Source organism: Streptomyces marincola (assembly GCF_020410765.1).
Classification (GTDB): Bacteria; Actinomycetota; Actinomycetes; order Streptomycetales; family Streptomycetaceae; genus Streptomyces; species Streptomyces marincola.
On record NZ_CP084541.1, the window covers coordinates 2,505,597 to 2,529,321 of the forward strand.

The 23,725-nt window shown below is 73.6% G+C and carries 17 protein-coding genes; 7 read left to right on the forward strand and 10 right to left on the reverse strand.

All coding sequences use genetic code 11. The features are described from left to right. Positions 1 to 39 precede the first annotated feature (39 nt). Both ftsX and ftsE read right to left on the reverse strand, forming a co-directional pair. On the reverse strand, positions 40 to 954 hold the full coding sequence (gene ftsX, locus LC193_RS10540; protein ID WP_086160268.1) for a permease-like cell division protein FtsX: 915 nt from the start codon (positions 952 to 954) through the stop codon (positions 40 to 42). A 72-nt stretch (positions 955 to 1,026) separates the two neighbouring features. Beyond that, positions 1,027 to 1,716, reverse strand: coding sequence for a cell division ATP-binding protein FtsE (gene ftsE, locus LC193_RS10545; protein ID WP_086160267.1), 690 nt, complete (start codon positions 1,714 to 1,716; stop codon positions 1,027 to 1,029). A gap of 189 nt (positions 1,717 to 1,905) precedes the next feature. Between ftsE and LC193_RS10550 the strand changes: the two genes are divergently transcribed. Continuing rightward, entirely contained in the window at positions 1,906 to 2,100 is a 195-nt protein-coding gene (locus LC193_RS10550; protein ID WP_086160266.1) for a hypothetical protein, read from the forward strand. A gap of 103 nt (positions 2,101 to 2,203) precedes the next feature. Here LC193_RS10550 and LC193_RS10555 read toward each other — a convergent pair whose 3' ends face one another. The 4 genes from LC193_RS10555 to LC193_RS10570 form a co-directional block, all read right to left on the reverse strand. After that, the gene (locus LC193_RS10555; RefSeq protein ID WP_226073580.1) at positions 2,204 to 2,992 is read right to left on the reverse strand and encodes an LPXTG cell wall anchor domain-containing protein; all 789 of its coding nucleotides are present in this window, start codon (positions 2,990 to 2,992) and stop codon (positions 2,204 to 2,206) included. 258 nt (positions 2,993 to 3,250) lie between these two features. After that, complete coding sequence (gene prfB, locus LC193_RS10560; RefSeq protein ID WP_226073581.1) at positions 3,251 to 4,357, reverse strand: peptide chain release factor 2; 1,107 nt, start codon at positions 4,355 to 4,357, stop codon at positions 3,251 to 3,253. A gap of 23 nt (positions 4,358 to 4,380) precedes the next feature. Then, positions 4,381 to 5,661 carry a serine/threonine-protein kinase gene (locus tag LC193_RS10565; RefSeq protein ID WP_226073582.1) on the reverse strand — a complete coding sequence of 427 codons (1,281 nt, stop codon included), beginning with the start codon at positions 5,659 to 5,661 and terminating at the stop codon, positions 4,381 to 4,383. Positions 5,662 to 5,776: 115 nt separating this feature from the next. Continuing rightward, positions 5,777 to 7,531: a serine/threonine-protein kinase gene (locus LC193_RS10570; RefSeq protein WP_226073583.1), complete on the reverse strand. Its 1,755-nt coding sequence runs from the start codon at positions 7,529 to 7,531 to the stop codon at positions 5,777 to 5,779. A gap of 409 nt (positions 7,532 to 7,940) precedes the next feature. Between LC193_RS10570 and LC193_RS10575 the strand changes: the two genes are divergently transcribed. The 4 genes from LC193_RS10575 to LC193_RS10590 all read left to right on the forward strand — a co-directional run bounded on the left by LC193_RS10575 (position 7,941) and on the right by LC193_RS10590 (position 14,650). Next, on the forward strand, positions 7,941 to 10,508 hold the full coding sequence (locus LC193_RS10575; protein ID WP_226073584.1) for an FtsK/SpoIIIE domain-containing protein: 2,568 nt from the start codon (positions 7,941 to 7,943) through the stop codon (positions 10,506 to 10,508). A 522-nt stretch (positions 10,509 to 11,030) separates the two neighbouring features. Continuing rightward, positions 11,031 to 12,416 (forward strand): ABC transporter substrate-binding protein, encoded by a 1,386-nt coding sequence (locus LC193_RS10580; protein WP_226073585.1) that lies wholly within the window; start codon positions 11,031 to 11,033, stop codon positions 12,414 to 12,416. A gap of 6 nt (positions 12,417 to 12,422) precedes the next feature. Then, on the forward strand, positions 12,423 to 13,724 hold the full coding sequence (locus LC193_RS10585; RefSeq protein WP_226073586.1) for an ABC transporter permease: 1,302 nt from the start codon (positions 12,423 to 12,425) through the stop codon (positions 13,722 to 13,724). Further along, positions 13,721 to 14,650 carry a carbohydrate ABC transporter permease gene (locus LC193_RS10590; RefSeq protein WP_404819386.1) on the forward strand — a complete coding sequence of 310 codons (930 nt, stop codon included), beginning with the start codon at positions 13,721 to 13,723 and terminating at the stop codon, positions 14,648 to 14,650. Before LC193_RS10585 ends, LC193_RS10590 begins: the two co-directional genes overlap by 4 nt. 50 nt (positions 14,651 to 14,700) lie before the next feature. On the opposite strand, the gene LC193_RS10595 is transcribed toward LC193_RS10590, so the two are convergent. Beyond that, positions 14,701 to 15,675, reverse strand: a complete 975-nt coding sequence (locus LC193_RS10595; protein ID WP_226073588.1) for a class I SAM-dependent methyltransferase — start codon at positions 15,673 to 15,675, stop codon at positions 14,701 to 14,703. Between the two features lie 191 nt (positions 15,676 to 15,866). On the opposite strand from LC193_RS10595, the gene LC193_RS10600 reads away from it, so the two are divergent. Continuing rightward, a complete protein-coding gene (locus LC193_RS10600; protein WP_226073589.1) occupies positions 15,867 to 16,472 on the forward strand; it encodes a helix-turn-helix domain-containing protein in 606 nt (201 codons plus the stop codon). Positions 16,473 to 16,569: 97 nt separating this feature from the next. Here LC193_RS10600 and LC193_RS10605 read toward each other — a convergent pair whose 3' ends face one another. The 3 genes from LC193_RS10605 to LC193_RS10615 all read right to left on the reverse strand — a co-directional run bounded on the left by LC193_RS10605 (position 16,570) and on the right by LC193_RS10615 (position 23,067). Further along, the gene (locus tag LC193_RS10605) at positions 16,570 to 21,534 is read right to left on the reverse strand and encodes an NAD-glutamate dehydrogenase (RefSeq protein WP_226073590.1); all 4,965 of its coding nucleotides are present in this window, start codon (positions 21,532 to 21,534) and stop codon (positions 16,570 to 16,572) included. A 269-nt stretch (positions 21,535 to 21,803) separates the two neighbouring features. Next, positions 21,804 to 22,529, reverse strand: coding sequence for an HAD family hydrolase (locus LC193_RS10610; RefSeq protein WP_226073591.1), 726 nt, complete (start codon positions 22,527 to 22,529; stop codon positions 21,804 to 21,806). A gap of 34 nt (positions 22,530 to 22,563) precedes the next feature. Continuing rightward, positions 22,564 to 23,067 carry a DUF6912 family protein gene (locus LC193_RS10615; protein ID WP_226073592.1) on the reverse strand — a complete coding sequence of 168 codons (504 nt, stop codon included), beginning with the start codon at positions 23,065 to 23,067 and terminating at the stop codon, positions 22,564 to 22,566. A 153-nt stretch (positions 23,068 to 23,220) separates the two neighbouring features. Between LC193_RS10615 and LC193_RS10620 the strand changes: the two genes are divergently transcribed. Beyond that, on the forward strand, positions 23,221 to 23,640 hold the full coding sequence (locus LC193_RS10620; RefSeq protein WP_226073593.1) for an Rv3235 family protein: 420 nt from the start codon (positions 23,221 to 23,223) through the stop codon (positions 23,638 to 23,640). The last annotated feature ends 85 nt before the right edge of the window (positions 23,641 to 23,725 follow it).

The following is a 23,725-nucleotide window of genomic DNA, read 5'->3' on the forward strand; positions in this document are numbered from 1 at the left end:
TGAACAACGCGGCGGTGCGGGGGAAAAGTCACACCCCTCTTACACCTTCAGGTACTTGCGCAGCGCGAAGAAGGCTGCCACCGAGGGCATCAGCGCCCCCACCACGAGCACCCAGGGCAGGACGGAGATCACCGCGTCCCAGCCGATGAAGTCGATCGCGGGGATGCGTTCGGCGAGGAAGTTGTTGATGGCGAAGTACTTGACGCCCAGCAGCAGGACGCAGGCGAACAAGGCGCCGAGCAGGCCCGCGATCGTGGCCTCCAGGATGAACGGCATCTGGATGTAGAAGCTGGACGCGCCGACCAGCCGCATGATGCCCGTCTCCCGCCGCCGGCTGAACGCGGAGACCCGGACGGTGTTGACGATGAGCAGCAGCGCCACGACCAGCATGAGGACCATGAGCCCGAGCGCGGCGTAGTTGACGCCGTTCAGCAGGTTGAACAGGTTTTCGAGCAACGAGCGCTGGTCCGTCACCGACTGGACGCCGTCCCGCCCGGCGAACGCCGAGGAGATCACCTCGTACTTCGTCGGGTCCGTGAGCTTGACCCGCAGCGACTCCTGCATCTGATCGGGCGTCACGACCGCCGCGATCGGCGAGTTCTGCTGCTGCTCCTGGTAGTGCTCGTACGCCTCCTCGGCCGTCTCGTGGTAGACCTCCTCGACGAGCTGGTTCTCCTCAAGCTCCGCGCGCAGGTTCTCCCGCTGCTCCTCCGTGACCGCGCCGCGGGTGCAGGCCGGGTCGCCGGACTCGGCGTCGTTGGCGTTGCAGAGGAAGATCGAGACCTCGACCCGGTCGTACCAGTAGTCCTCCATGCTGTTGACCTGCTTGCGGGCGAGCAGCGAGCCGCCGAGCAGCGCCAGCGAGAGGGCGACGGAGACGATGACGGCGAAGGTCATCGTGAGGTTGCGGCGAAGACCGACGCCGATCTCCGACAGGACGAAGTTGGCGCGCATGGCGTCCTTTCAGTGCTCGGTCGGTAGCGACCGCGGCCGGGCCCGGGCGGAACCGGCCCCGGGCGGAACCGGTCAGTGCTGGTAGCCGTAGACGCCGCGCGACTGGTCGCGGACCAGTCGGCCCCGTTCAAGCTCGATCACGCGCTTGCGCATCTGGTCAACGATCTGCGCGTCGTGGGTCGCCATCACCACGGTGGTACCGGTGCGGTTGATGCGGTCGAGGAGCTTCATGATGCCCACGGACGTCTGCGGGTCCAGGTTGCCCGTCGGCTCGTCGGCGATCAGCAGCATGGGCCGGTTGACGAACGCCCGGGCGATGGCGACACGTTGCTGCTCACCACCGGACAACTCACCGGGCATGCGGTCGTCCTTGCCGCCGAGGCCCACGAGGTCGAGCACCTCGGGCACCGTCTTGCGGATCTGGCCGCGCGGCTTGCCGATGACTTCGAGCGCGAACGCGACGTTCTCGCCCACCGTCTTGTTCGGCAGCAGGCGGAAGTCCTGGAAGACGGTGCCCAGCTTGCGGCGCACCTGGGGCACTTTCCAGTTGGAGAGCCGGCCGAGGTCCTTGCCGAGCACATGCACGGTGCCGGTGCTGGCCCGCTCCTCGCGCAGGACCAGGCGCAGGAACGTGGACTTGCCCGAGCCGGAGGAACCGACGAGGAAGACGAACTCCCCGCGCTGGATCTCCAGCGTGACGTCGTGCAGCGCCGGCGCGTTCTGCCGGGGATACGTCTTGGAGACGTTGTCGAAACGGATCACGGTTACACCATGTCGTGGCCGGGTACATGCGAAGGACTCCCTCCGCGCTGGGGCTGACCATACGCGAAGCGGCGCGCGCTCCGCAGGCTGCGGCCCAAGCCATCCCCTTTGTCCCGGTCCGGGTTCTGCGGTTCATGCCGGAGCCTGGCACAGTGGACAACGAGGGGGAGGACGAGAGGAGACGATCGCATGACCGCCGACTGGCTGGTGTGCGCCAACTGCGCGGGGCGGGTGAGCGAGGGCCGGTGCCCGGTGTGCCGGGCGGAGCTGGCCCGGCTGCGCCAGGAGCGCGGCCCCTGGGGCACCCTGGGCAGCCCAGGGGCGTTGATCGCGCTCCTGCTGGCACTGGCCGCCGTCGCCTTCCTGGTGACCCGGCCGGCCTGAGATTTCCGCGCGGTGATCCCGCGCGGCACGACGAACGGGCCCGGAGCAACGGTGTGCTCCGGGCCCGTCACACTGTGCTGAGCACGGTGTCGCCGACCCGCGATCAGGCGGGGGTGGCGCCGTCCTTGTTGATCAGCCGCGGCAGGTAGCGGAAGGCCACGCCGCCCGCGATCATGGTCGCGGCACCGACGATCAGCAGCGTCTGGTTGGTGGAAGCACCGGTTTCGGCCAGCTCCGGGCCGTCGCCCTGGTCCCCGACGGGGGTCTGCACCTGGTCGGTGAGGTCCTCGCTCGGGTTGTTCTGCTCGATCGGGCGGTTGTTCTCGCCGTCGGGGTTCAGGCCGCCGGTCGAACCGCCTTCGGTGACACCCTGGACGCTGTTGTCGTCGTCGCCGTCGTCGTCACCGTCCTGGCCGCCTTGCTCGCCGCCGCCCTGTTCGCCGCCGCCTTGCTCGCCGCCGCCCTGTTCGCCGCCGCCTTGCTCGCCGCCGCCCTGTTCGCCGCCGCCCTGTTCGCCGCCGCCTTGCTCGCCGCCGCCCTGTTCGCCGCCGCCCTGTTCGCCGCCGCCCTGTTCGCCGCCGCCCTGTTCGCCGCCGCCCTGTTCGCCGCCGCCCTGTTCGCCGCCGCCCTGTTCGCCGCCGCCCTGTTCGCCGCCGCCTTGCTCGCCGCCGCCTTGCTCGCCGCCGCCTTGCTCGCCGCCGCCCTGTTCGCCGCCGCCCTGTTCGCCGCCGCCTTCGTTGCCTTCGATCAGACCGGAGATGACGCCGCCGTCGTCGCCGTCGGGGTTGCCCGCCAGGGTCTGCGGCTGCGGGTCATCGCTCGCCGACGCGGTGCCGACGACGGCGAGGGACGCCCCCGCCGCGAAGACCGCCGCCGCCGCGATGCGCGCCATGTTGGCCCGGGTCTTGGGACTGGCCATGTATTCGCTACCCCCTGTAGCTGTTCGTTGGGAACTGTGTCCCTGTATGTGGGGCAGCCTGCCGCTGGGCGACGGGTGCCACGGGGCCTCCCATACGAGACTCACCGGCCCTCCGCACACCGCGCGCCCGCGTTCATAGGCATACCAAGCGAACAGCTTTCCTGCTGAACGGACCGCCGTCAAGCGCAATGCCCACCAAATGCCCTGCGCGCAGTGGACGTTGCGTGAAGGTTACTTCTCGCGCTGTTTCCGCCACCGGATTCCGGCTTCGAGGAAGTCGTCGATATCCCCGTCCAAAACGGCCTGCGGGTTTCCGACTTCGTGTTCCGTGCGCAGGTCCTTGACCATCTGGTAGGGCTGGAGAACGTAGCTGCGCATCTGGTTGCCCCAGGAGTTGCCGCCGTCGCCCTTGAGGGCGTCCATCTTGGCCTGCTCCTCGGCCCGCTGGTGCGCCAGCAGGCGGGCCTGGAGCACCCGCATGGCCGCGGCCCGGTTCTGGATCTGCGACTTCTCGTTCTGGCAGGAGACGACGATGCCGGTCGGCAGGTGGGTGATCCGCACCGCCGAGTCCGTCGTGTTGACGGACTGGCCGCCGGGGCCGGAGGACCTGAACACGTCCACCCGGATCTCGTTCTCCGGCACCTCGATGTGGTCGGTCTGCTCCACCACCGGCAGCACCTCGACGCCCGCGAACGACGTCTGCCTGCGCCCCTGGTTGTCGAACGGGGAGATGCGGACCATCCGGTGGGTGCCCTGCTCCACCGACAGGGTGCCGTAGGCGTACGGGGCCTTGACGGTGAACGTCGTCGACTTGATCCCCGCCTCTTCCGCGAAGGAGGTGTCGAGCACGTCCGTCGGGTAGCCGCGGCGCTCGGCCCAGCGCAGGTACATGCGCTGGAGCTGCTCGGCGAAGTCCGCCGCGTCCACGCCGCCGGCCTCCGCGCGGATGGACACCATGGCCTCGCGCTGGTCGTACTCGCCGGACAGCAGCGTGCGGACCTCAAGCTCCGCGACGGCCTTGCGCACCGACTCCAGCTCGGCCTCCGCCTCCCGGCGGGTCTCGGCGTCGTTCTCCGCCTCGGCCAGCTCGAACAGCACCTCCACATCGTCGATGCGGCCGTGCAGCTCCTCGGTCTTGCGCAGCTGGCCCTGGAGGAGGGACAGGCGGCTGGTGACCTGCTGGGCGCGCTCGGGGTCGTCCCACAGGGTGGGCGCGGCGGCCTGCTCCTCCAGAGCGGCGATGTCCGCCCGCAGCCGGTCGAGGTCGATCACTGCCTCGATCGACTGCATGGTGGAGGTGAGGGACTTCAGAGCTTCGGAAACGTCGACGACTGCCACACCTCCAGCCTAACCGCTGGCGCTCAGGGAACGACCGGCTCGTCGGGCCGCTCTCCGCCGGGAACCACCACCGCGGGCGGCACGGGAGCGCGGCCGTCGGCGCTGTCGCCGCCGCCGGAGAACAGCAGCCAGCCGCCCACGGCTCCCGCCCCGACGACCGCCGCCGCGGTCGCCGCGAGGCGCCGTCTGCGGCGCGCCGCGGCGCCGTGCCGCGCCGAACCCGCCCGTGGTTGCCCGGGCGCGCGAATGGTGCGCGCCGTACCGTGCGCGCCCCCGGCGAGCTCCGCCGCGTCGGGCACTCTCATGCGGGTGTGCGTGACCCGTTCCGAGTCGGGCGCCGCGCCGCGGACCAGGGGAACGGCCGCCCTGGGCGGCGTGCCCGGTGCCTCGGCCCCGGCGTCCCCCGCCGCGTTCGCGCCCGCCGCCGCGGCGGCCCGCGGCGAGCCGTCCCCGGAATCCGGGTCCCCGATGTCGAGCGGCGGGAGGCCGTCGAGGCGCGGCAGCAGCTCGCGCAGCCGCGAGGCCAGCTCGACGGCGCGCAGCCGCGAGGCCGGGGCCTTGGCGAGGCACTGCTGGATCAGCTCCCACAGCTCCCCCGGGATGCCGGGCAGCTCGGCCGCCTTCTCCGTGACCTGCCGCCTCAGCACGGCGCCCGGGTGGCCGCCGCCGAACGGCGTGAACCCGGCGAGCAGCTCGTACAGCACGGTGACCAGCGCGTAGATGTCCACGGCGGCGCGCGGCGGCAGCCCCTCGACGATCTCGGGCGCCACGTAGTCGGGGGTGCCGACGACGCCGCCCTTGCCGCCGTGCCGCGGCTCGTCGATGAGCTTGGCGACGCCGAAGTCGGTGAGCAGCGCGCGGGTGCCGGGACCGGTCGTGTCGAGCAGGATGTTCTCCGGCTTGACGTCGCGGTGCACGATGCCGGCGGCGTGCGCGACGGCGAGGGCGCCGGCCACGTCCGCGGTGATCGCGACCGCGTCGCGCGGGGCGAGGCGGCGCTCGCGCTCCAGGTGGCTGCGCAGGTCGGGGCCGCGGACCAGGTCCATCACCAGGGCGATGTCGCGGGCGTCGGGACCCCCTATGACGAGGTCCCTGACGCCGACGATGTTCGGGTGTTCGAGGCCGAGGAGCGCGTGCCGCTCGTGGGCGAAGCGCTCGGCGAGGTCGGGGTCCGCGGCGAGATCCTCGCGCAGCACCTTCACGGCGACGGGGCCCTCCGGACCCTCGCCGAGCCACACCGTTCCGGCGCTGCCGCGGCCGAGCACGCGGTGGGTGGTGTAGTGGCTGCCGATGTTCCGTGCCATGGCGTGAGGCTACGACGCCGCTGAGACACCGCCGGCGGACGGGCGCCCGGGTTGCCCGGGTTTATTCAGATGCCCCGCCGAAATTCCACCCCGGTAAGTCGATAAATCTCCGAGGTCATTCCATATTCGGGATGTTCTCCTGGATCTCCTGGCGCTGCTGGTCGACCTCCTCGATGAGCCCGAGCCATTCGCGAACGTCGTCGAACCACTGAGTGACCGTGTCCCAGAAACTCCGGCCGTCGGCAATCCAGTCCTGCAACGGTGTGAAGTTCCACACAAGAATGCAGATGATCACCAGGATCAGCACCATGAACAGGCAGCCCTTCAGGCAGCCGAGCCCCGGGATCCGCATGGGGTTCGCGCTGCGTGACCGGCGCGGCTCCGGAGGCTCGCGGCGCGGGCGCTCCTCGCGGCGGCGCGGCTGCGGCTCGGCGTAGGGCGGCGGCACGGGCCGCTGGTACTGCTGCGGCTGCGGCGGCGGCTGGTACTGCTGCTGCTGGTACTGCTGGGGCGGCGGCTGCGGCTGGTAGCGCTGCGGCGGCTGCTGCGGGTGGCCGTACTGCTGCGGCGGCGGGGCGGGGCGCCGTTGCTGCTGCCTGCGGGGCGCGCGGTGGAGCGGGTCCTGCCCCGGGTCGACGGGCTGCACCCGGGTGGGCTCGTTGCGGTCGCGCGCCGCCCGCATCTGGTCGCGCCAGGGGTGCGGCCCGTCAGGCCCGCCCTGGGCCGCGGGTCCGCCCTGCCCCTCCGGTCCGCCGCCGGCCCCCGTCGGCATCGCGCGGGTCGCGCCGAGGCCGGGGTCGGGCGACCCCTGCGACGGCAGCACGTTGGTGGCCGCGAACGGGTCGGCGGCCCCGCCCCCGCCGCCCGAGCCGCCGGGCAGCGCCTGCGTGGGCTCGGCCGCTCCTGGCGGCGCGACGCCGGTCCCGCTCACGCGCACGGGCGACGGGTCGGGCACCAGCAGCGCGCTCACCCCGAGCGCGCTGTCGCGCTGGCGCTCGCTGGCGTTCTCGTTGATGCCGGCCGCGACGGTGCGCAGGGCCTTCGCGAGCGCGGTGGCGGACGGGCGCTGCGCCGGGTTCTTGCGCAGGCAGTGGTCGAGCACGGTCCACAGCGGGTCCGGCAGGCCGTCCGGCCGCCTCGGCTCCTCGCCGATGTGGCGCTGGAGCACCTGGAGGGTGTTGCTGCCGCTGAACGGCGGGTGCCCGGTGATGAGTTCGTACAGCACCACCCCGGCGCTGTAGATGTCGACGGCCGAGGTCTGCGGGCGGCCCTCGGCCGACTCTGGGGCGACGTAGGAGGGGCTGCCGACGAACTCGTGGGCGCGGGTGACGCCCGGGGAGTCGGCGAGGCGCGCGATACCGAAGTCGGTGAGCATCGGGCGCAGCGGCCTGGTGTCGTCGTCCACGCCGGTGAGCAGCACGTTCGCGGGCTTCAGGTCGCGGTGGACCACGCCCTTGGCGTGCGCGGCGGCCAGCGCGTCCGCGATCTGGGCGGTCAGCAGCGCGGCGGCGATGTGCGTCAGCGGCCCGTTCTCGTACAGGTAGCGGTGCAGGTCGGGGCCGTCGATCAGGTCCATGACCAGTGCGATCATGTCGCCCTCGACGACCAGGTCGCGCGTGCGGACGATGTTGTCGTGGCCGTCGCCCGCGAGCCGGAGCAGGACGGCGCGCTCGCGCAGGAAGCGCATGACGACGTCCGGGTCGCCGGCCAGTTCCTCCCTGAGGACCTTGACCGCGACCAGCTCGCCCGGCCGGCCCGCCACGGCGGCCTCCTCACCCGCGGCCTCCCGCTGGCGCCCCCGCCACACCGTCCCGGTGGCGCCGCGCCCGAGCGGCTGTTCAAGCAGGTACTTGCTGCCTACCGGCCGCACGTGTGCTCCCTGATGCTTCGCTGATGGTGACGCAACCCGAGCCACCTACTGTAGTGGCGCCGTCCCGCGCGGCGGGGGGCGCGGGAACGGGGCGCGCATCCCGGTGGACGCACCCGTGGCGGCGGATGGTTGCCGCTGGTTACCGTGGGGTGTCGCGCGGTGGCCGAACGCGAGCACGCGGGCGGGACGGAACGGCGGTCCTGCCGCGCCGGAGCCGGATCGGCCCGCCGTACCGTTCAGTTCTGGTCAGATCGGTTGTGGTCAGATACGACCAATCAAGATCATTGCCCGCCGATGGCCCGACGAACTGTCAGCGGCGGGTGCGAGGATGCTTTCAGCATCAGCATCCGATGCGACTCGTGTGGTCGGAACCGTGGCAGCCGTGCTGGCGAGGTGACCGGGAGGGTCGATGCCGCTTCACATCAGGTTGACCGTGCTCGCACACGGCGATGCCGCCACCGGCACGGACGTGGAGGTCACCGCGCCCGCGGGCACCGCGCTCGCCGGCGTCCTCGGTTCGCTCGCCGCCGCCGCCGCGCCGGGGACCGCGCCGCCCGGCGCGGTGTTCTGCGAGGGCGTGCGGGTGGACCCGCAGGCGGTGCTCGGCGCCCCGCCCCTCGTCGACGGCGCGGTGCTCGCGTTCCACCGCCCGGTCGGCGAGCCCGTCGGCGGACCGACGCGGGCCACCCTCCTGGTCGTCGCGGGCCCCGACGCGGGCGGCGTGCACCTGCTGCGCGGCGGGGAGGCCAGGATCGGGCGCTCGGCCGAGGCCGACATCCCGCTCGACGACCCGGACGTCTCCCGCGCCCACTGCGCCGTCGCGCTGTCCCCCGACGGCTCGGTCACGGTGCGCGACCTCGGCTCGACCAACGGCACCCTGCTCAACGGGGCACCGGTGGGCCCGCGGCCCGTGCCCGCCCGTTCCGGCGCCCTGCTGCGGCTGGGCGAGTCGGTGCTGCGCGTGATCGCCTCGGCCGAGCCGCAGGCCCCGCCGCCCGGCCCGCCGCCCGCGCCCGCCGGCGGCCGGCGCGGACTCGCCGGCTGGGCGCTGGGCAGACGCGCGGGACAGGGCCCGCCGGCCGAGCCGCCGCCCCCCGTCGCGCCGCCCGCCACGTCCACCGCCTCCACCGCGCCCACCACGTCCACAGCGCATGCCGAGTCCCGCTGGCCCGACCCGGCCGGCCTGCTGCTGACCGCCATAGAGGCCGGGCCCAGGCTGTGGGAGCGCGACGCGGCGCATCCGGACGCGTACACGGTCAGGCTCGGCACCGTCCAGCAGGCGCCCGACATGCTGCCGCCCGTCACCGTGGCGCTGCCCCTGGCGGGCTCCCTGGGCCTGGCGGGTCCGAGGGGGCGGATCACGGGCGTGGCCCGTTCCGTCCTCGCCCAGCTCGCCGGCCTCCATCCGCCGGGCGCGCTCCAGCTCGTGGCCGTCGCGCCCGGCCGCGCCGACGACTGGTCCTGGCTCGGCTGGCTGCCGCACGTGCGCCCCGCCGAGGGGCAGGACTGCCGGCTGCTGCTCGCCTTCGACCCGCGCCAGGCGGCCGCGCGCACCCGGGAGCTGACCGAATCCCTCGCCCGCCCGCGCCCGGACCGGCGCACGGTGGTGCTGGTCGACGGCGACCCGGGCGACGCGCAGGCGCGCGACGCGCTCGCGCGGCTCGCGGCCCAGGGCCCGGCCGCCGGCATCCACCTGCTCGTGCTGGGCGCGATACCGCCCGCCGCCGCGGTGCCGCCCGAGGGCGTGCCCGCGGCGGCGACGCTGGCCAGAGCCACCGCGGGCACGCCGCTGCTCGACGCCTGCGGCACGGTCGCCGTGCTCAGCGGCCCGGTGTCCACGGCGCTGCGGCTCAGCGGGCCCGCGGGCGACACCGGCCCGACGGCCGGCGCGGACGCGGTCTCGGCCGCCTGGGCGGAACGGTTCGCGCGGGCGCTCGCGCCGGTCGCGGAGGAGCCGGGGGACGGGGCGGCCACGCCCGCGGCCTCCCCCCTGCCCGCGAGCTGCCGGCTCCTCGACGCGCTCGGCCTGTCCCGGGTCACGCCCACCGCCCTGCGCGAACGGTGGTCGCGGCACTCCGGGTTGCCGCTGGTCCTCGGCACCGGCGCACGGGGCCCGGTCTCGTTCGACCTCGCGCCCGCGCCGGGCCCGCTCGCCGTCACGGGCGGCCCGGGCTCCGGGCGCACCGAGCTGCTCTCCGGCCTCGCCGCGGCGCTGGCCGCGGCGCACGCGCCCGACGCGCTGTCGCTGCTGCTGGTCGAGGGGGCCGGCGAGGGGCTGCGCCCCTGCGCGGAGCTGCCGCACGTCACCTCCTACGTGACGGCGACCGACCCGGTGCGCATGCGCGCGTTCGCGCAGGCGCTCCGCGAGGAGCTGAAGCGGCGCGCGGCGCTGCTCGGCGAGCGGGAGTTCTCGGCGGCCCGCCGCGCCGGCGGACGCCTGGTGGCCCTGCGGTCGGCCGCGGGGAGCGAAGGGCAGGCGGCCGAGACCGGCGCGCTGCCCTGGCTGGTGCTCCTGGTCGACGACCTCGACGCGCTGACGGCTCCCGCGCTCGGCGCTCCCGGCCGCCCCGCGGCCGGTTCCGTGGTGCGGGCGCTGGAGATGGCGGTCCGCGAGGGGCACCGGCTCGGCGTACGGCTCGTCGCCGCGGGCGACCTGCCGGGCGCGGCGGCGCGCGTGGTGCTGAGCGGGAAGCCGCAGGGCCGGGCCGAGTTGGTGCCGTCGGCGGCCGGCCTCGGGGAAGCGGCTGAGGCCGTCCCGTTCCAGGCCGGACGCGTGACCGCGCGCATTCCCAGGACCTCGACGCTGCGGCCCACGGTGGCCCGGCTCGACTGGGAGCGCGCCGGCGACCCGCCGGCGCGCCGTCCGGTGCGCGAGCTGGGGAACGGGCCGACGGACATCGCCCTGCTGGCCAGCGCGGCGGCCAGGGCCGCCCGTACCGACCACGCCGACCGGGCGGCCACCGCGACTCCGGTGTAGGTCCTGTCGTTCGGATCATCGCCTGGCCCCGCGCGGCGCGGCCCGGCCGCGCTCCGGGCCGTGATGCCGCCCGCGCCCGGAGCGCGGCCGGGTACCGGGCCGTGCGCAGGCGGCTTTCCGCCGTCGGCACGCGCGTCGGCGGCGCGGCCCGCCCGTCTCTTTCCGCCACGGGCCGAGCCGCACGGGCCGTCCGCTTCCTCCCGGCCGTTCCCTTCCGTCCCGCCCCCTCCGCCGGGCCGCGGGCGTCCCCGGCGCCCCTCGCGAACGCCCCGCGCCGGGCGCCCCGCGCGTGCTCCCCGGCGCCACCCGGCCCTCGCGCAACGCCGTGACCTCCGGTTCCGGATTTTTCCGATCATGATCATGCCCGCTCGGTAACATGACGATCACAAAGGGGACGTGCGCCGACCACAGTCTTGCCCGTTCTTTCGGCGCGGCGTAGGAAACCTGGCGTAGGACATGCGGCGTTGCAAGCCCTGCGCCTGGTAGGGGCATGGCCGCACCGGAGGGGTGAGGGCGGTGTTCATGCACGGTTCGGACCGGGTGTCCCGGTGGCGGGCGACGCGCGCGACGGTGGCGGTCATCGCCACGGGGGCGCTGGCGCTGACCGCGTGCGCCGACGAGGAGGACGGGGCGGCGAGCGATGTGCCCCCGACCATCGAACTGCCCGACCTGAGCGGCCAGGACCTGGAGGTCTCGGCGGTCTGGACCGGCGTCGAGCGCGACAACTTCGTGCGGGTGCTCGACGAGTTCGAGGCCAGGACCGGCGCCTCGGTCAGCTTCGTGCCCAGCGGCGACAACGTGTCGCAGTTCGTCGGCACCAAGATCGAGGGCGGCGCGCCGCCCGACGTGGTGATGGTGCCGCAGCCCGGTGTGCTGCGGGAGTTCGCGGAGAATGGCTGGATCGCACCGCTCGGCGACAGCGTTCTCGAACAACTGGACGCCAACTACACGCAGGGCTGGCAGGACCTCGGCTCCCACGAGGGCGAGCAGTACGGCGTCTATGTGAAGGCGGCCAACAAGTCCCTGATCTGGTACAGCGCCACGGCGTTCGACTACGCGGGCGTCGAGCCCCCGACGACCTGGGACGAGTTCGTCACGACGGCATGGACGCTGTGGGAGTCGGGCACCACACCGCTCTCGGTAGCGGGCGGCGACGGCTGGACCCTGACCGACTGGTTCGAGAACATCTACCTCTCCCAGGCCGGGCCCGAGTTGTACGACCAGCTGGCCGCGCACGAGATCCCGTGGACGCACGAGAGCGTCGCGGAGGCCCTGGCCTCGCTCGCCGAGGTGTTCGGCGAGCCCCGGCTGCTGGCGAACGGCACGAACGGCTCGCTCCAGACCCTGTTCCCCGACTCCGTCACCCAGACGTTCATCAACCTCACGGCCCCCGACGCCGGCATGGTCTTCGAGGCCGACTTCGTCGGCGCCGTCATCACCGACAGCACGGACGCGGAGATCGGTGAGGACGCGCTGGTCTTCCCGTTCCCCGCGGTCGGCGGCGGCGAGGCGCCGGTGGTCAGCGCCGGGGACGCCGCGGTGGCCGTGGCGCCGGACGGCGAGGCGAGCGAGGCGCAGGAGGCGCTGCTCGCGTTCCTCGCCTCCCCGGACGCGGCGCGCATCTGGGCGGAGCCCGGCGGCTTCATCTCGCCCAACAAGTCGCTCGCGCTGGACGCCTACCCCAACGACGTGCAGCGCGGCATCGCGGAGGCGCTGATCGCGGCGGGCGACGAGTTCCGTTTCGACATGTCCGACCAGACCCCCGCCGCGTTCGGCGGCACGACCGGGCAGGGAATGTGGCGCGGCCTCCAGGACTTCCTGCGCGACCCGGAGGACATCGAGGGCGCGCAGCGGTACCTGGAGTCCCAGGCGGCCGACGCCTACGGCGACCAGACGGACGGAGACTGACTTCCCATGGCATCCGGCAAGGTGGCGGTGATCAGGGCACGGCCCTGGGCGGTCGCGAGCTTTCTGCTGCCCGCGCTGCTGCTGCTCGGCGCGCTGGTCGTCTACCCCATCGGGTACTCGATGTGGCGCAGTCTGTTCGACGCCTCGGGCGACTCGTTCGTCGGGCTCGACAACTTCAGGGAACTGTTCACGAACGACGGCATCAGAACAGCCCTCCAGAACAACCTGATCTGGATCGTCGTGGCCCCCACCGTGGCGACCGCGCTCGGCCTGGTCTTCGCCGTGCTGACCGAACGCATCCGCTGGGCCACCGCGTTCAAGCTGATCATCTTCATGCCGATGGCGATCTCGATGCTCGCCGCCGGGATCATCTTCCGACTGGTCTACGAGCAGAATCCGGACCGGGGCGTGGCCAACGCGGTCATGACCACGGTGCACGACACCTTCGCCGACCGCCCCGCGTGGCCCGACGCGCAGCCGCGCCCCGACGGCCCGCTGCGGGTGCAGGAGGACGGCTCCTACCTGCTGACCGCCCCGGCCGAGGCCGGCACGCCCGCCATGCTGCCGCTGGTCGCCGTGCCGCAGCCGGAGCTCGCGGACGCCTCGCCCGCCGCGGTGCCGCGGGCGGCGGGCGACGCGGTCACCGGCACGGTATGGATGGACTTCACGCGCGGCGGCGGCGGCACGGACGGCGCGGTCGACCCCGGGGAGCAGGGGCTTTCCGGCATCACCGTGCAGGCGGTCGCCGACGGTGACGTGGTCGCCGAGACCGAGACGGCCGACGACGGAACGTTCAGCCTGCCGGCGGAGGCCGACGGCGCCCAGTTGCGCCTGGCGGCCTCCGACTTCACCGCGCCGTGGAACGGCGCCGAGTGGCTCGGGCCCAGCCTCATCACCCCGGCCATCATCGGCAGTTACGTCTGGATGTGGGCCGGGTTCGCGATGGTCCTGATCGCCGCGGGCCTGGCCGGGGTGCCGCGGGAGACGCTGGAGGCCGCGCGCGTGGACGGCGCGAACGAGTGGCAGGTGTTCCGGCGCATCACCGTCCCGCTGCTCGCGCCGGTCCTCGCGGTGGTCATGGTGACCCTGATGATCAACGTCCTGAAGATCTTCGACCTGGTCTACGTCATCGCGCCCACCTCGACCCAGGACGAGGCCAACGTGCTGGCCCTCCAGCTGTATCTGTCGTCCTTCGGCACCGACGCGCATCAGGGGGTCGGCAGCGCCATCGCCGTGTTCCTGCTGGTCCTCGTGCTGCCGGTCATGATCGTCAACGTCCGCAGGCTGCGACGGGAGAACCAGCGGTGACCACTCCCACCAAGACGGCTCCATCGGCAGGACCCGGCCGGGCCACCCCGGCCGGGGAATCGGCGGGCCCGCCCCGGCGGCCGGTCGTGTCGCGGCTGGCCGCCCTGGCCGCGGGCGGCGGGGTGCGCGTGGTCCTCGTCGTGCTCGCCGTGGTCTGGCTGCTGCCCACCGCCGGCCTGTTCGCGTCCTCGTTCCGCGACGCGCGGGACATCGCGTCGACCGGTTGGTGGGACGTTCTGACAGACCTCGACCAGTTGACCTGGTCGAACTACGACGCCTTGCTGTCGAACGACAACTTCACCGGATCGATCTGGACCAGCGTGGCCATCACCGTGCCCTCGACGGTGCTGGTGGTCGTGCTCGGCGCACTGGCCGCCTACGCGTTCGCGTGGCTGGACTTCCCCGGCCGCGACTGGTGGTTCATGGTCGTCGTGGCTCTGCTCGTCGTGCCGGTCCAGGTGGCGCTGATCCCGGTGGCGCGGATGTTCAACACCCTCGGGATCTTCGAGACCAGCCTGGGCGTGGTCGTCTTCCACACGGCGTTCGGGCTGCCGTTCGCGATCTTCCTGCTGCGCAACTTCTTCGCGGAGATACCCCGCGAGCTGCTTGAGGCGGCGCGGCTGGACGGCGCCGGGGAACTGCGGCTGTTCACCCGGGTCGTGCTGCCGCTCGGCGGGCCCGCCATCGCCGCGCTGGCCATCTTCCAGTTCATGTGGGTCTGGAACGACATGCTGATCGCGCTGATCTTCGCGGACTCAGGATCGCCGCCGATGACGGTGGCGCTCCAGCAGGAGATGCGGCAGTTCGGCAGCAACTTCGACGTGCTCGCGCCGGGCGCGTTCCTCACGATGCTCATCCCGCTGGCCATCTTCTTCGCCTTCCAGCGGCAGTTCGTCTCCGGCGTGATGTCCGGCGCCGTCAAGTGACGTCCGGGTGAGTGCCCCGGCCGGGCCGCCGCCCGCCCGGGGCACTCGGCCTACGCGGGCCGCCGGGCCGTGTGCACGGTGAACGCCGACAGGTAGAACGCGTCCGGGCGCGTGAGGATGCCGAGCGGCGACTCGGGGTCGAGCAGCACGCCGAGGGCGTCGCGGTCCTCGGCGGAGAGCGGCGCGGCCCCGGACGCGTCCGGCCGGGCCCCGGCCTCGCGCATCCGGGACAGCCGCTCGTGCACGTGGGCCCGCGCCGCGTCGCCCAGCGGCGCGGGCAGGTCGACCAGGAACGAACGGCTCGCCGCCCCGGAAAGGCCCGCCTGCCGCAGCATCTCCGGCCAGTCCTCGACGGCCTCGGCGTGGCCGGGCAGGTCGCCGCGCATCGCCGCGAACCACTCCTCCTCCGCCGCGTCGAGCCGGGTCACGAGCCCGGGGCGGCCGACTCCGATGTCGCGCGGCAGGTACCGCGCCGGCAGCCCGCCCTCGACCACCGCGAGCACGCCGCCGGGGCGCAGCAGTTCGGCGAGACCCGCGAGCGCGGCCCGCTGGTCCCCCAGGTGGTGCACGAACCGCGCGGACCAGATCAAGTCGGCCGCGCCGAGTTCCCCCAGTGCCTCGGGCAGTTCGGCCCGCCGGGTCACCAGCCGGCCGGCGACCCCGCGCGCCGCCGCGCCGGCCCGGGCCCGCGCCAGCAGGGCCTCGGTGCCGTCGACGGCCACCACCTCGGCCTCGGGCAGCCGCTCGGCGAACAGCAGGGCCGCGCTCCCCGGGCCGCTGCCCACGTCGAGCACGCGGCGCGCGCCCGGCACCCGCCCGGCGAGCCAGGAGACGGCCTCGGCCATGGCCCCGGCCTCCAGGCCGGCCTGCCGCTCCAGCCGGTCCCCCATCGCCTCCCAGTCGATTTCGGTGTCGTGGCCATGGCCGTGGCCGTGCCCATGGCCGTGGCCGTGGCCGTGCGGGGGGTGCGTGCCCTCGGCGCCGTCCGGGGCGCCGGCGGCGTGACCGTCATGATGCGCGTGCATCGGGGTGCTCCTCACCACTGCTGTCGGAAACTGTCGGGAACAGTCGGAACTGCCTGGTACGTGTCGCGGGTCGTGCGATGCCGTCGGCGGCGCGACGCCGCCGTCGTCGTCATCGTCGGAGCATGCGCCACCGCCCGGCCCGGCGGCAACTGCTGTTGCCATTTGCGGGACACGCGGGGTGGAATGGGGGCATGACGAACGAGCGGCCCACGGATATCGGCACGGTCCTGGCCGGGGTGGGGCCCCGGCTGCGGAGCGCGCGCACGGAGCGCGGCGTGACACTCGCCGCGCTGGCCGAGGTCACCGGCATCTCCAAGAGCACCCTGTCCCGCCTGGAATCCGGGCAGCGCAAACCCAGCCTCGAACTGCTCCTGCCGATCGCCCAGGCCCACCGGGTCCCGCTGGAGGAGCTGATCGGCGCGCCGGAGACGGGCGACCCGCGGGTGCGGATCGCGCCGCGCCGGGTGCACGGCAGGACGATCCTGCCGCTGACCCGCCAGCCCGGCGGCCTCCAGGCGTTCAAGATGATCATTCCGCCGGAGCCGGAGTCCAAGGACGCGCCCCCGCACGAGGCCAGGACGCACGAGGGCTACGAGTGGCTGTACGTGCTGGCGGGGCGGCTGCGCCTGATCCTCGCCCAGCACGACCTGGTGCTGGGGGCGGGCGAGGCGGCGGAGTTCGACACGAGGCTGCCGCACTGGTTCGGCAGCGCGGACCGCAATCCCGTCGAGGTGCTCAGCCTGTTCGGCCCGCAGGGCGAACGCATGCACGTCCGCGCCCGCCCGGAGCGCCGCTGACCCCCGGCCCGTGACGTTCCCGCCGGGCCCGGCACGCACCGGCGGGGAACGCAGCCGCCGGGACCCGGCGCACGCCGGGCCCGGCGGGACCGCCGGCCTACCGGTTGGCGCGCAGCAGTGTGCGCATCGTCCGCATGGCCACCGACAGGTTCGCCAGGTCGAAGCTGTCGGAGGACTGGATCTCCCGCAACGTGCCCCGCGCGCGGCCGAGCACCGCCGCGTTCCGCCGGGTCCAGGCCTCGAACCGCTCCTCGGGCGACGCGTCCGCGTCGCCCACCGCCAACACGTCGGCGGTGATCAGCTGGTGCGCCGCGTACAGGTCCTCGCGGATCGCCGTGCGCGCCATGGACTGCCAGCGGTCGGCGCGCGGCAGCTCGCTGATGCGGTCCTGGAGCCCCGAGATCCCCAGCTCGTCGCTGAGGTGGTAGTACACCTCGGCCACGTCGAGCAGCCTGCGCCCCGTGCGGTCGGCGACGGCCACGACGTCGAGCGCGGGGAACACCGCGGAGAACCCGGCGACGCGCTCCGCCGTGCCCGCGGGCACCCCGCCCCCGGCCAGCTCCTCAAGCAGCTGGGCATGCCACTTCAGGTCCTGCCCGCGCAGCAGCTTCGGCAGCTCGTCCCACACCTGGCCGACGCGCTCGGCGAACAGGTCGATGGTGTCGGCCAGCTTCAGTGGCTGCGGCCGGTTGTTCAGCAGCCAGCGGGCGCCGCGTTCCACCAGGCGCCGGCTGTGCAGCCTGACCCGGGTCAGCAGGGCCGCGTCCACCTGGTTGTCCAGACCCTCGACCGTGTCCCAGATGCCGGACAGGCCGAAGATCGCGCGGGCGGCCGTGTGGGCCCGCACGATCTCCTCGGTCGAGGCGCCCGACTCCTCCTGCATCCGGTGCACGAACGACGAACCGCCCACGTTCACCGTGTCGTTGACCAGCAGCGTCGTGATGATCTCCCGGCGCAGCGCGTGGCCGTCGACGCGGTCGGCGAATCGTTCGTTCAGCTCGGCGGGGAAGTAGGCCGTCAGCAGCCGCCCGACGTAGGGGTCGTCCGCCAGGTCCGTCCCCGCGAGCTCGGCGGTGATGGACAGCTTGGCGTAGGCGAGCAGCACGGCCAGCTCCGGCTCGGTCAGGCCGCGCCCGGCCGCCCTGCGCTCGCGGAACTCGTCGTCGTCGGGCAGGAACTCCAGCTCGCGGTCCAGCCTGCCGTCCTCGCCGAGCTTGCGGATGAAACGCTGGTGGGCGAGGACGAGTCCGGGCGCGGTGGCGGCGCCGTTGGCCAGGGCGACGTTCTGCGCGTAGTTGTTGCGCAGGACCAGGGCGCCGACCTCGTCCGTCATGCGGGCGAGCAGGCCGTTGCGCTGCTTGACGGTCAGGTCGCCGTTGGCGACCACGGAGTTCAGCAGGATCTTGATGTTCACCTCGTGGTCGGAGGTGTCGACGCCGGCGCTGTTGTCGATGGCGTCGGTGTTGCACCGGCCGCCGGCCAGCGCGTACTCGATGCGACCGCGCTGGGTGAGGCCCAGGTTGCCGCCCTCGCCGACGACCTTGGCCCGCAGGTCGCGGCCGTTGACGCGGATCGCGTCGTTGGCCTTGTCCCCCGCGTCGGCGTGCGACTCGGCCGACGCCTTGACGTACGTGCCGATGCCCCCGTTCCACAGCAGGTCGACCGGCGCGGTGAGGATCGCGCGCATCAGCTCGTGCGGCGTCACCGCCGTGGCCCGGCCCTCGATGCCGAGCGCGGCGCGGACCTGCGGGGTGAGCGGGATGGACTTCGCGCTCCGCGGGTGGATGCCGCCGCCCTTGGAGAGCAGCCGCGCGTCGTAGTCGGCCCACGAGGAGCGCGGCAGCTCGAACAGCCGCCGGCGCTCGGCGAAGGAGACGGCGGCGTCCGGTTCCGGGTCGAGGAAGATGTGCCGGTGGTCGAAGGCCGCGACCAGGCGGATGTGCTCGGACAGCAGCATCCCGTTGCCGAACACGTCACCCGACATGTCGCCGATGCCGGCGACGGTGAAGTCCTCGCGCTGCGTGTCGTGGCCCAGCTCGCGGAAGTGCCGCTTGACGGACTCCCACGCGCCGCGCGCGGTGATGCCCATGCCCTTGTGGTCGTAGCCGGCGGAGCCGCCGGAGGCGAACGCGTCGCCCAGCCAGAACCCGTAGGAGACGGCCACCTCGTTGGCGATGTCGGAGAACGTGGCGGTGCCCTTGTCGGCGGCCACCACCAGGTAGGTGTCGTCCCCGTCGTGCCGCACCACGTCGTCGGGCGGCACCACCTGGCCGTCCACCAGGTTGTCGGTGATGTCGAGCAGCCCGGAGATGAACGTGCGGTAGCAGGCGATGCCCTCGGCCAGCCACGCGTCGCGGTCGGTGCCGGGGGCGGGCAGCCGTTTGCCGACGAACCCGCCCTTGGCGCCGACGGGCACGATCACCGTGTTCTTGACCTCCTGGGCCTTGACCAGGCCCAGGATCTCCGTGCGGAAGTCCTCGCGGCGGTCGGACCAGCGCAGCCCGCCGCGGGCGACCTTGCCGAACCGCAGGTGCACGCCCTCGACGCGCGGCGAGTACACCCAGATCTCGAACGCCGGCCTCGGCTCGGGCAGTTCGGGGATGGCCTTCGGTTCGAGCTTGAGCGACAGGTAGCCGTGCGGGCGGCCGGCGCTGTCGGACTGGAAGTAGTTGGTGCGCAGGGTGGCCTTGATGACGGTGAGGAAGGCCCGCAGGACGCGGTCCTCGTCCAGGTTCGCCACGTGTTCGAGCGCGCCGTCCAGCTCTTCGAGCAGGCCGTCGGTCAGCTCGCGGCCCGCGCCCTGCCGCTGCGGCGAGAGCCTGGCCTCGAACAGGCTCACCAGCAGCCGCGTGGTGTGCGTGTTCTTCCTGAGGGTGGCCTCCATCGTCTCCTGGTTGAACCGGGCGCCGGCCTGCCACAGGTACTTGGCGTAGGCGCGCAGCACCGTGGCCTGCCGCCAGGTGAGTCCCGCGGACAGCACCAGCGCGTTGAACCCGTCGTTCTCGGCGGCGCCCGTCCAGGCGGCCGAGAACGCCTCCTGGATGCGTTCGCGCGCGTCGCCGCCGAGCCCGCCGGCCAGCGGCTCGGGAACGCGGAGCCCGAAGTCGTAGATCCACGCGGGCGCCGCGCCGGCCGGGCGCAGCTCGTAGGGCCGTTCGTCGACGACCTCGACGCCCATGCACTGGAGCACGGGCAGCACCGCGGAGAGCGAGACGGGCGACCCGGTGCGGTAGATCTTGAACCGCCGCTCGCCCGGACCCGCGTTCACCGGCTCGTAGAGGCTGAGCGCGAAGTCGCCCTCCGCGTCGGTGCGCAGCGCGGTCACGTACTGCACGTCGGCGACGGCCGCGCGCGGCGTGAAGTCCGCCTTGTACCCCTCGGGGAACGCCTCGTGGAACCGCCGGCCCAGCTCCGCGGCCTGCTCCTCGCCGCACTCGGCGACCAGCGCGTCGGTGAACGCGTCGTTCCAGCTGCGGGACGCCTCGGCCAGCCGGGCCTCGATGCGGTCGACGTCGGCGTCGGTGGGCGCGGGCAGCTCCGTGCCGGGCTCCACCCGGATCACGAAGTGCAGCCGGGACAGCACGCCCTCGGTGTTCCACGCGGTGAAGTCGACGCTGGTGCCGTCGAGCTCCTCCATCAGGATGCCGGTCAGCCGCAGTCGCACCGACGTGGTGTAGCGGTCGCGCGGCAGGTAGACGAGCGCCGAGTAGTAGCGGCCGTACTCCTCCTGCCGCAGGAACAGCCGCAGCCGGCGCCGCTCCTGGAGGTGCAGCACCGCGGTGGCGATGCTGCGCAGCGTCGGCACCGGTGTCTGGAACAGCTCGTCGCGCGGGTAGGTCTCCAGGATCTGGAGCAGGTCGCGCCCGCTGTGGCTGTCGGGCGCGAAGCCCGCCGCGGCCAGCACCTCGGCGACGGCCCGGCGGATGACGGGGATGCCCCGCACCGAGCCGGTGTACGCGGCGGCGGAGAACAGCCCGAGGAACCGGCGTTCGCCCACGACCCGGCCCTCGGCGTCGAACCGCTTGACGCCGATGTAGTCCAGGTAGGACCTGCGGTGCACGGTGGCGCGGCTGTTGGCCTTGGTGAGCACGAGCAGGCGCGGCTCGCGCGCCTTGGCGCGGGCGGAGGGGGCCAGGCGGCCGAACGCCGCGGAGGCGGCCGGGTCGTCGGTGTCCCCCTCGGGCCTGGGGTCGGAGCGCAGGATGCCGAGACCGGTGCCCGGCACGGCGCGCAGCGTGTCGCCCTCGCCGCCGTTGTCCTCGCGGGCCAGCTCGTACTCGCGGTAGCCGAGGAACGTGAAGTGGTCGTCGGCGAGCCACCGCAGCAGCTCCCCCGCCTCCTCGATCTCCTCGCGCCGCATGCGCTCGGGCAGCGGCTCGCCGGGCAGGTCGCCCGCGATGCGCAGCGCCGTGCCGCGCATCTTCTGCCAGTCCTCGACGGCCTCGCGGACATCGCCGAGGACGCGCCGCAGGTCGGCCTCGATCTGCAGCAGGTCCTCGCGGTCGGTCTCGCGGTCGATCTCGACGTGGATCCAGCTCTCGACGACCGCGTCGTCCGGCAGGTCCTCGGGCTCGTGCGTGGTGGCCGTGGGGCCGAACGGGTCGCGGCCGGCGTCGAGGACCTCGACGAGGCGTCCCGTGACGTCGCGCCGCACGATGATCTGCGGGTGGATGACGAGGTGGATGCCGCGCCCCTGCCGGGACAGCTCACCGGTGACGGAGTCGACGAGGAACGGCATGTCGTCGGTGATCACCTCGACCACCGTGTGGCTGCACGCCCAGCCGAACTCCTCGACGGTCGGGGTCAGTACGCGGACCGCGGCCGTGCCCTGCGGTCGTTTGGCGGCGAGCCGGTGGTGCGCCATCGCGGCGCCGTAGATGTCCACCGGGTCCCTGCCGTCGAGATCCTCCAACGGCACGTAGAGGTAGTAGCGCTCCAGGTAGGCCCGGACCGCCGAGGCGTCCATGCCGTGCCCGGGCGGTCCTCCCACCGTGCTCTGCTCCGCCACGTGGGCGGCCCGTGTCAGTAGTTCGGACTTGGCCTCATCCGGCTTGCTGTGCATGTCCCCTGGCTCCTGTGTCGCGCGCCGTTGCGTGACGTCGAGAAACGGTCACCGGGCCGCACCGGCGGTGGGCCGGTCGCGCCCGGCTGGACGGACCAGTGGCGTGGCCGGCCCGGAAGGCACCGGCTCCACAGCGGAGGCGGCGCTGCCTCCGGCCTTCTCCGCGGCCGGTATCGCACTGATCACGAGGCAAGGCTACCCGCGGCGTTTGTCCTCGGGGTCATCACCAGATGAAAAACGGACTGTCCGCTCGCCCCGGTCACCACCGCTCACCGCGCGTCGTCCGGCGGCTCCGCGCGGCTCCCGGCGGCCGCCCCCGGCGTGCTGTCCGGCGCGAGCGCCCCCGCCAGCTCCGCGGCCACGGCGACGGCCTCCGCGAGCGTGTCGACCACCGGCACACCCGCCGTGAGCAGGCTGCGCCTGCTGTGCGAACCGCCGGTGTACAGCACCGCGCGCGCCCCGGCGTGCGCCGCGGCGACCGCGTCGTCGACCGCGTCCCCGATCACGATCACGCGCTCGCGGTCGACACCGGGCAACGCGGCGAGGTGCCTGGCCATCTGCTCCGCCTTGCCGGTGACGATGCTGTCGCCCGTGTTGCCGTCGATCCGCAGGAACCGGGCGTGGATGCCCAGGCGCGTCACCCAGGGCAGCAGCCGCTCGTGCGGCGCGAGGGAGCACACCGACTGCGTGCGCCCCGCGGCCTGCCAGTCCGCGAGCAGCCCCGCCGCGCCGTCCGCGAGCGCCGCCGTGTCCGCCCGCGCGAAGTAGTGCCGGTGGAACGTGCTGTCCATGACGACCCACTCCTCGTCGGTGGGCAGCCGCCCCAGCAGCCGCTCGTAGAAGCGGGGTATCGGCACGCAGTACAGGTCCCGGTACCGCTCCAGCGTGATCGCCGGCATGCCGATCTCGGCGAACGAGGCGTTGGTGGCCTCGATCACCACGTCGATGTCGTGCAGCAGGGTCCCGTTCCAGTCCCAGACGATGTGCGCGCCCATAAGCAGAACGGTACGCGCCGCCGCCGACAACGGCTCAGACCAGGCCGTCGATCTCCTGCACGCCATACCAGAGGAGTTCGTGGTCGGCCGCGCCGTCCACCGTGAACCGGGCGTCGTCGTCCCCGAGGTCGGCCGCGCCGACCGCCGCCGCGGCGGCGGCGATGTCCTCGCCGGCGTCCGCGGCGTCGACGTGCACCGCCGCGAGCGCGGCGAGCGGGATCACCTCGTCGATCCGCACCTCGCCCAGCGCCTCGGGCTCAAGGGCGCGGTCCGGGTCGGCCACCGCGGCCCGGTCGGGCACGTCGGCGGCGACGACGACGCGGCGCCTGTCGACCTCGGGAGCCATGGCCAGCAGGCGCAACGAGGCCTGGGCGGCGCGGCTGAGCGCCGCGTACTCCAGCTCCTCCTCGTTCCCGGAGAGGTACCACTCGCGCAGCGCCGGTGTGACCGCGTAGGCCGTGACCGGGGAAGGGCCGATCCCGCCGTCCTCGCGCACCCGGGCGAGCAGGGGGAGGGTGAGAGGAACGTAGACGCGCATGAACTGCCGCTTTCTGCCCGACTTTCCGCCCGGCTTCGTTCCGGTGCCGGAGCTGGCCCACCCTACCAGGCGCCTCACCCTTGCCTCTCCGTAGCAGGATGATTACAATCCGCGCTAGTTACTGATGAGTAGCTTCTAGTCGGGGTGGGAGACATGTCCAAGCCAGGCAGCCGCGGCCCGCGGCGCCGCACCGACGCGCGCACCGACTCCCGCGGCCCGGGGCGCCGCCCGCCGCTGGCCCGCCGCCGGGAGCCGCAGGACTGGTTCGCCGAGCAGCTCGTCCTCGTGCTCAGTGGACAGCGCCCCGTGCACGTGCTGCTCGGCCACGCGCGCGCGCCCGCGTACGAGCGGCTGAGCGTGCTCGCGCCCAGCGCGCCCCTGCGCCCGCCGCCCGGCGGCCGGGCCCCCGCGGTCGGCGGCGTGGGACTGTGCCGGCCGCGCGACGGGGCCATCGAGGCGTTCGCGCGCGTCACCGCGGGCGGACGCACCCGCGCGCTGGCCTTCCGCCTCGAACGCCACCCGGCGGACGGCCGCTGGCAGTGCTGCGCCGTCGAACTCGACGCCGTGCCATGACCGCACCGGCCGCGAACGCGCCGGTGCCCGGGACCGAGGCCCCGGGCACCACATCCCACGAACGGACGGCGCGCGCGCCGCTCGT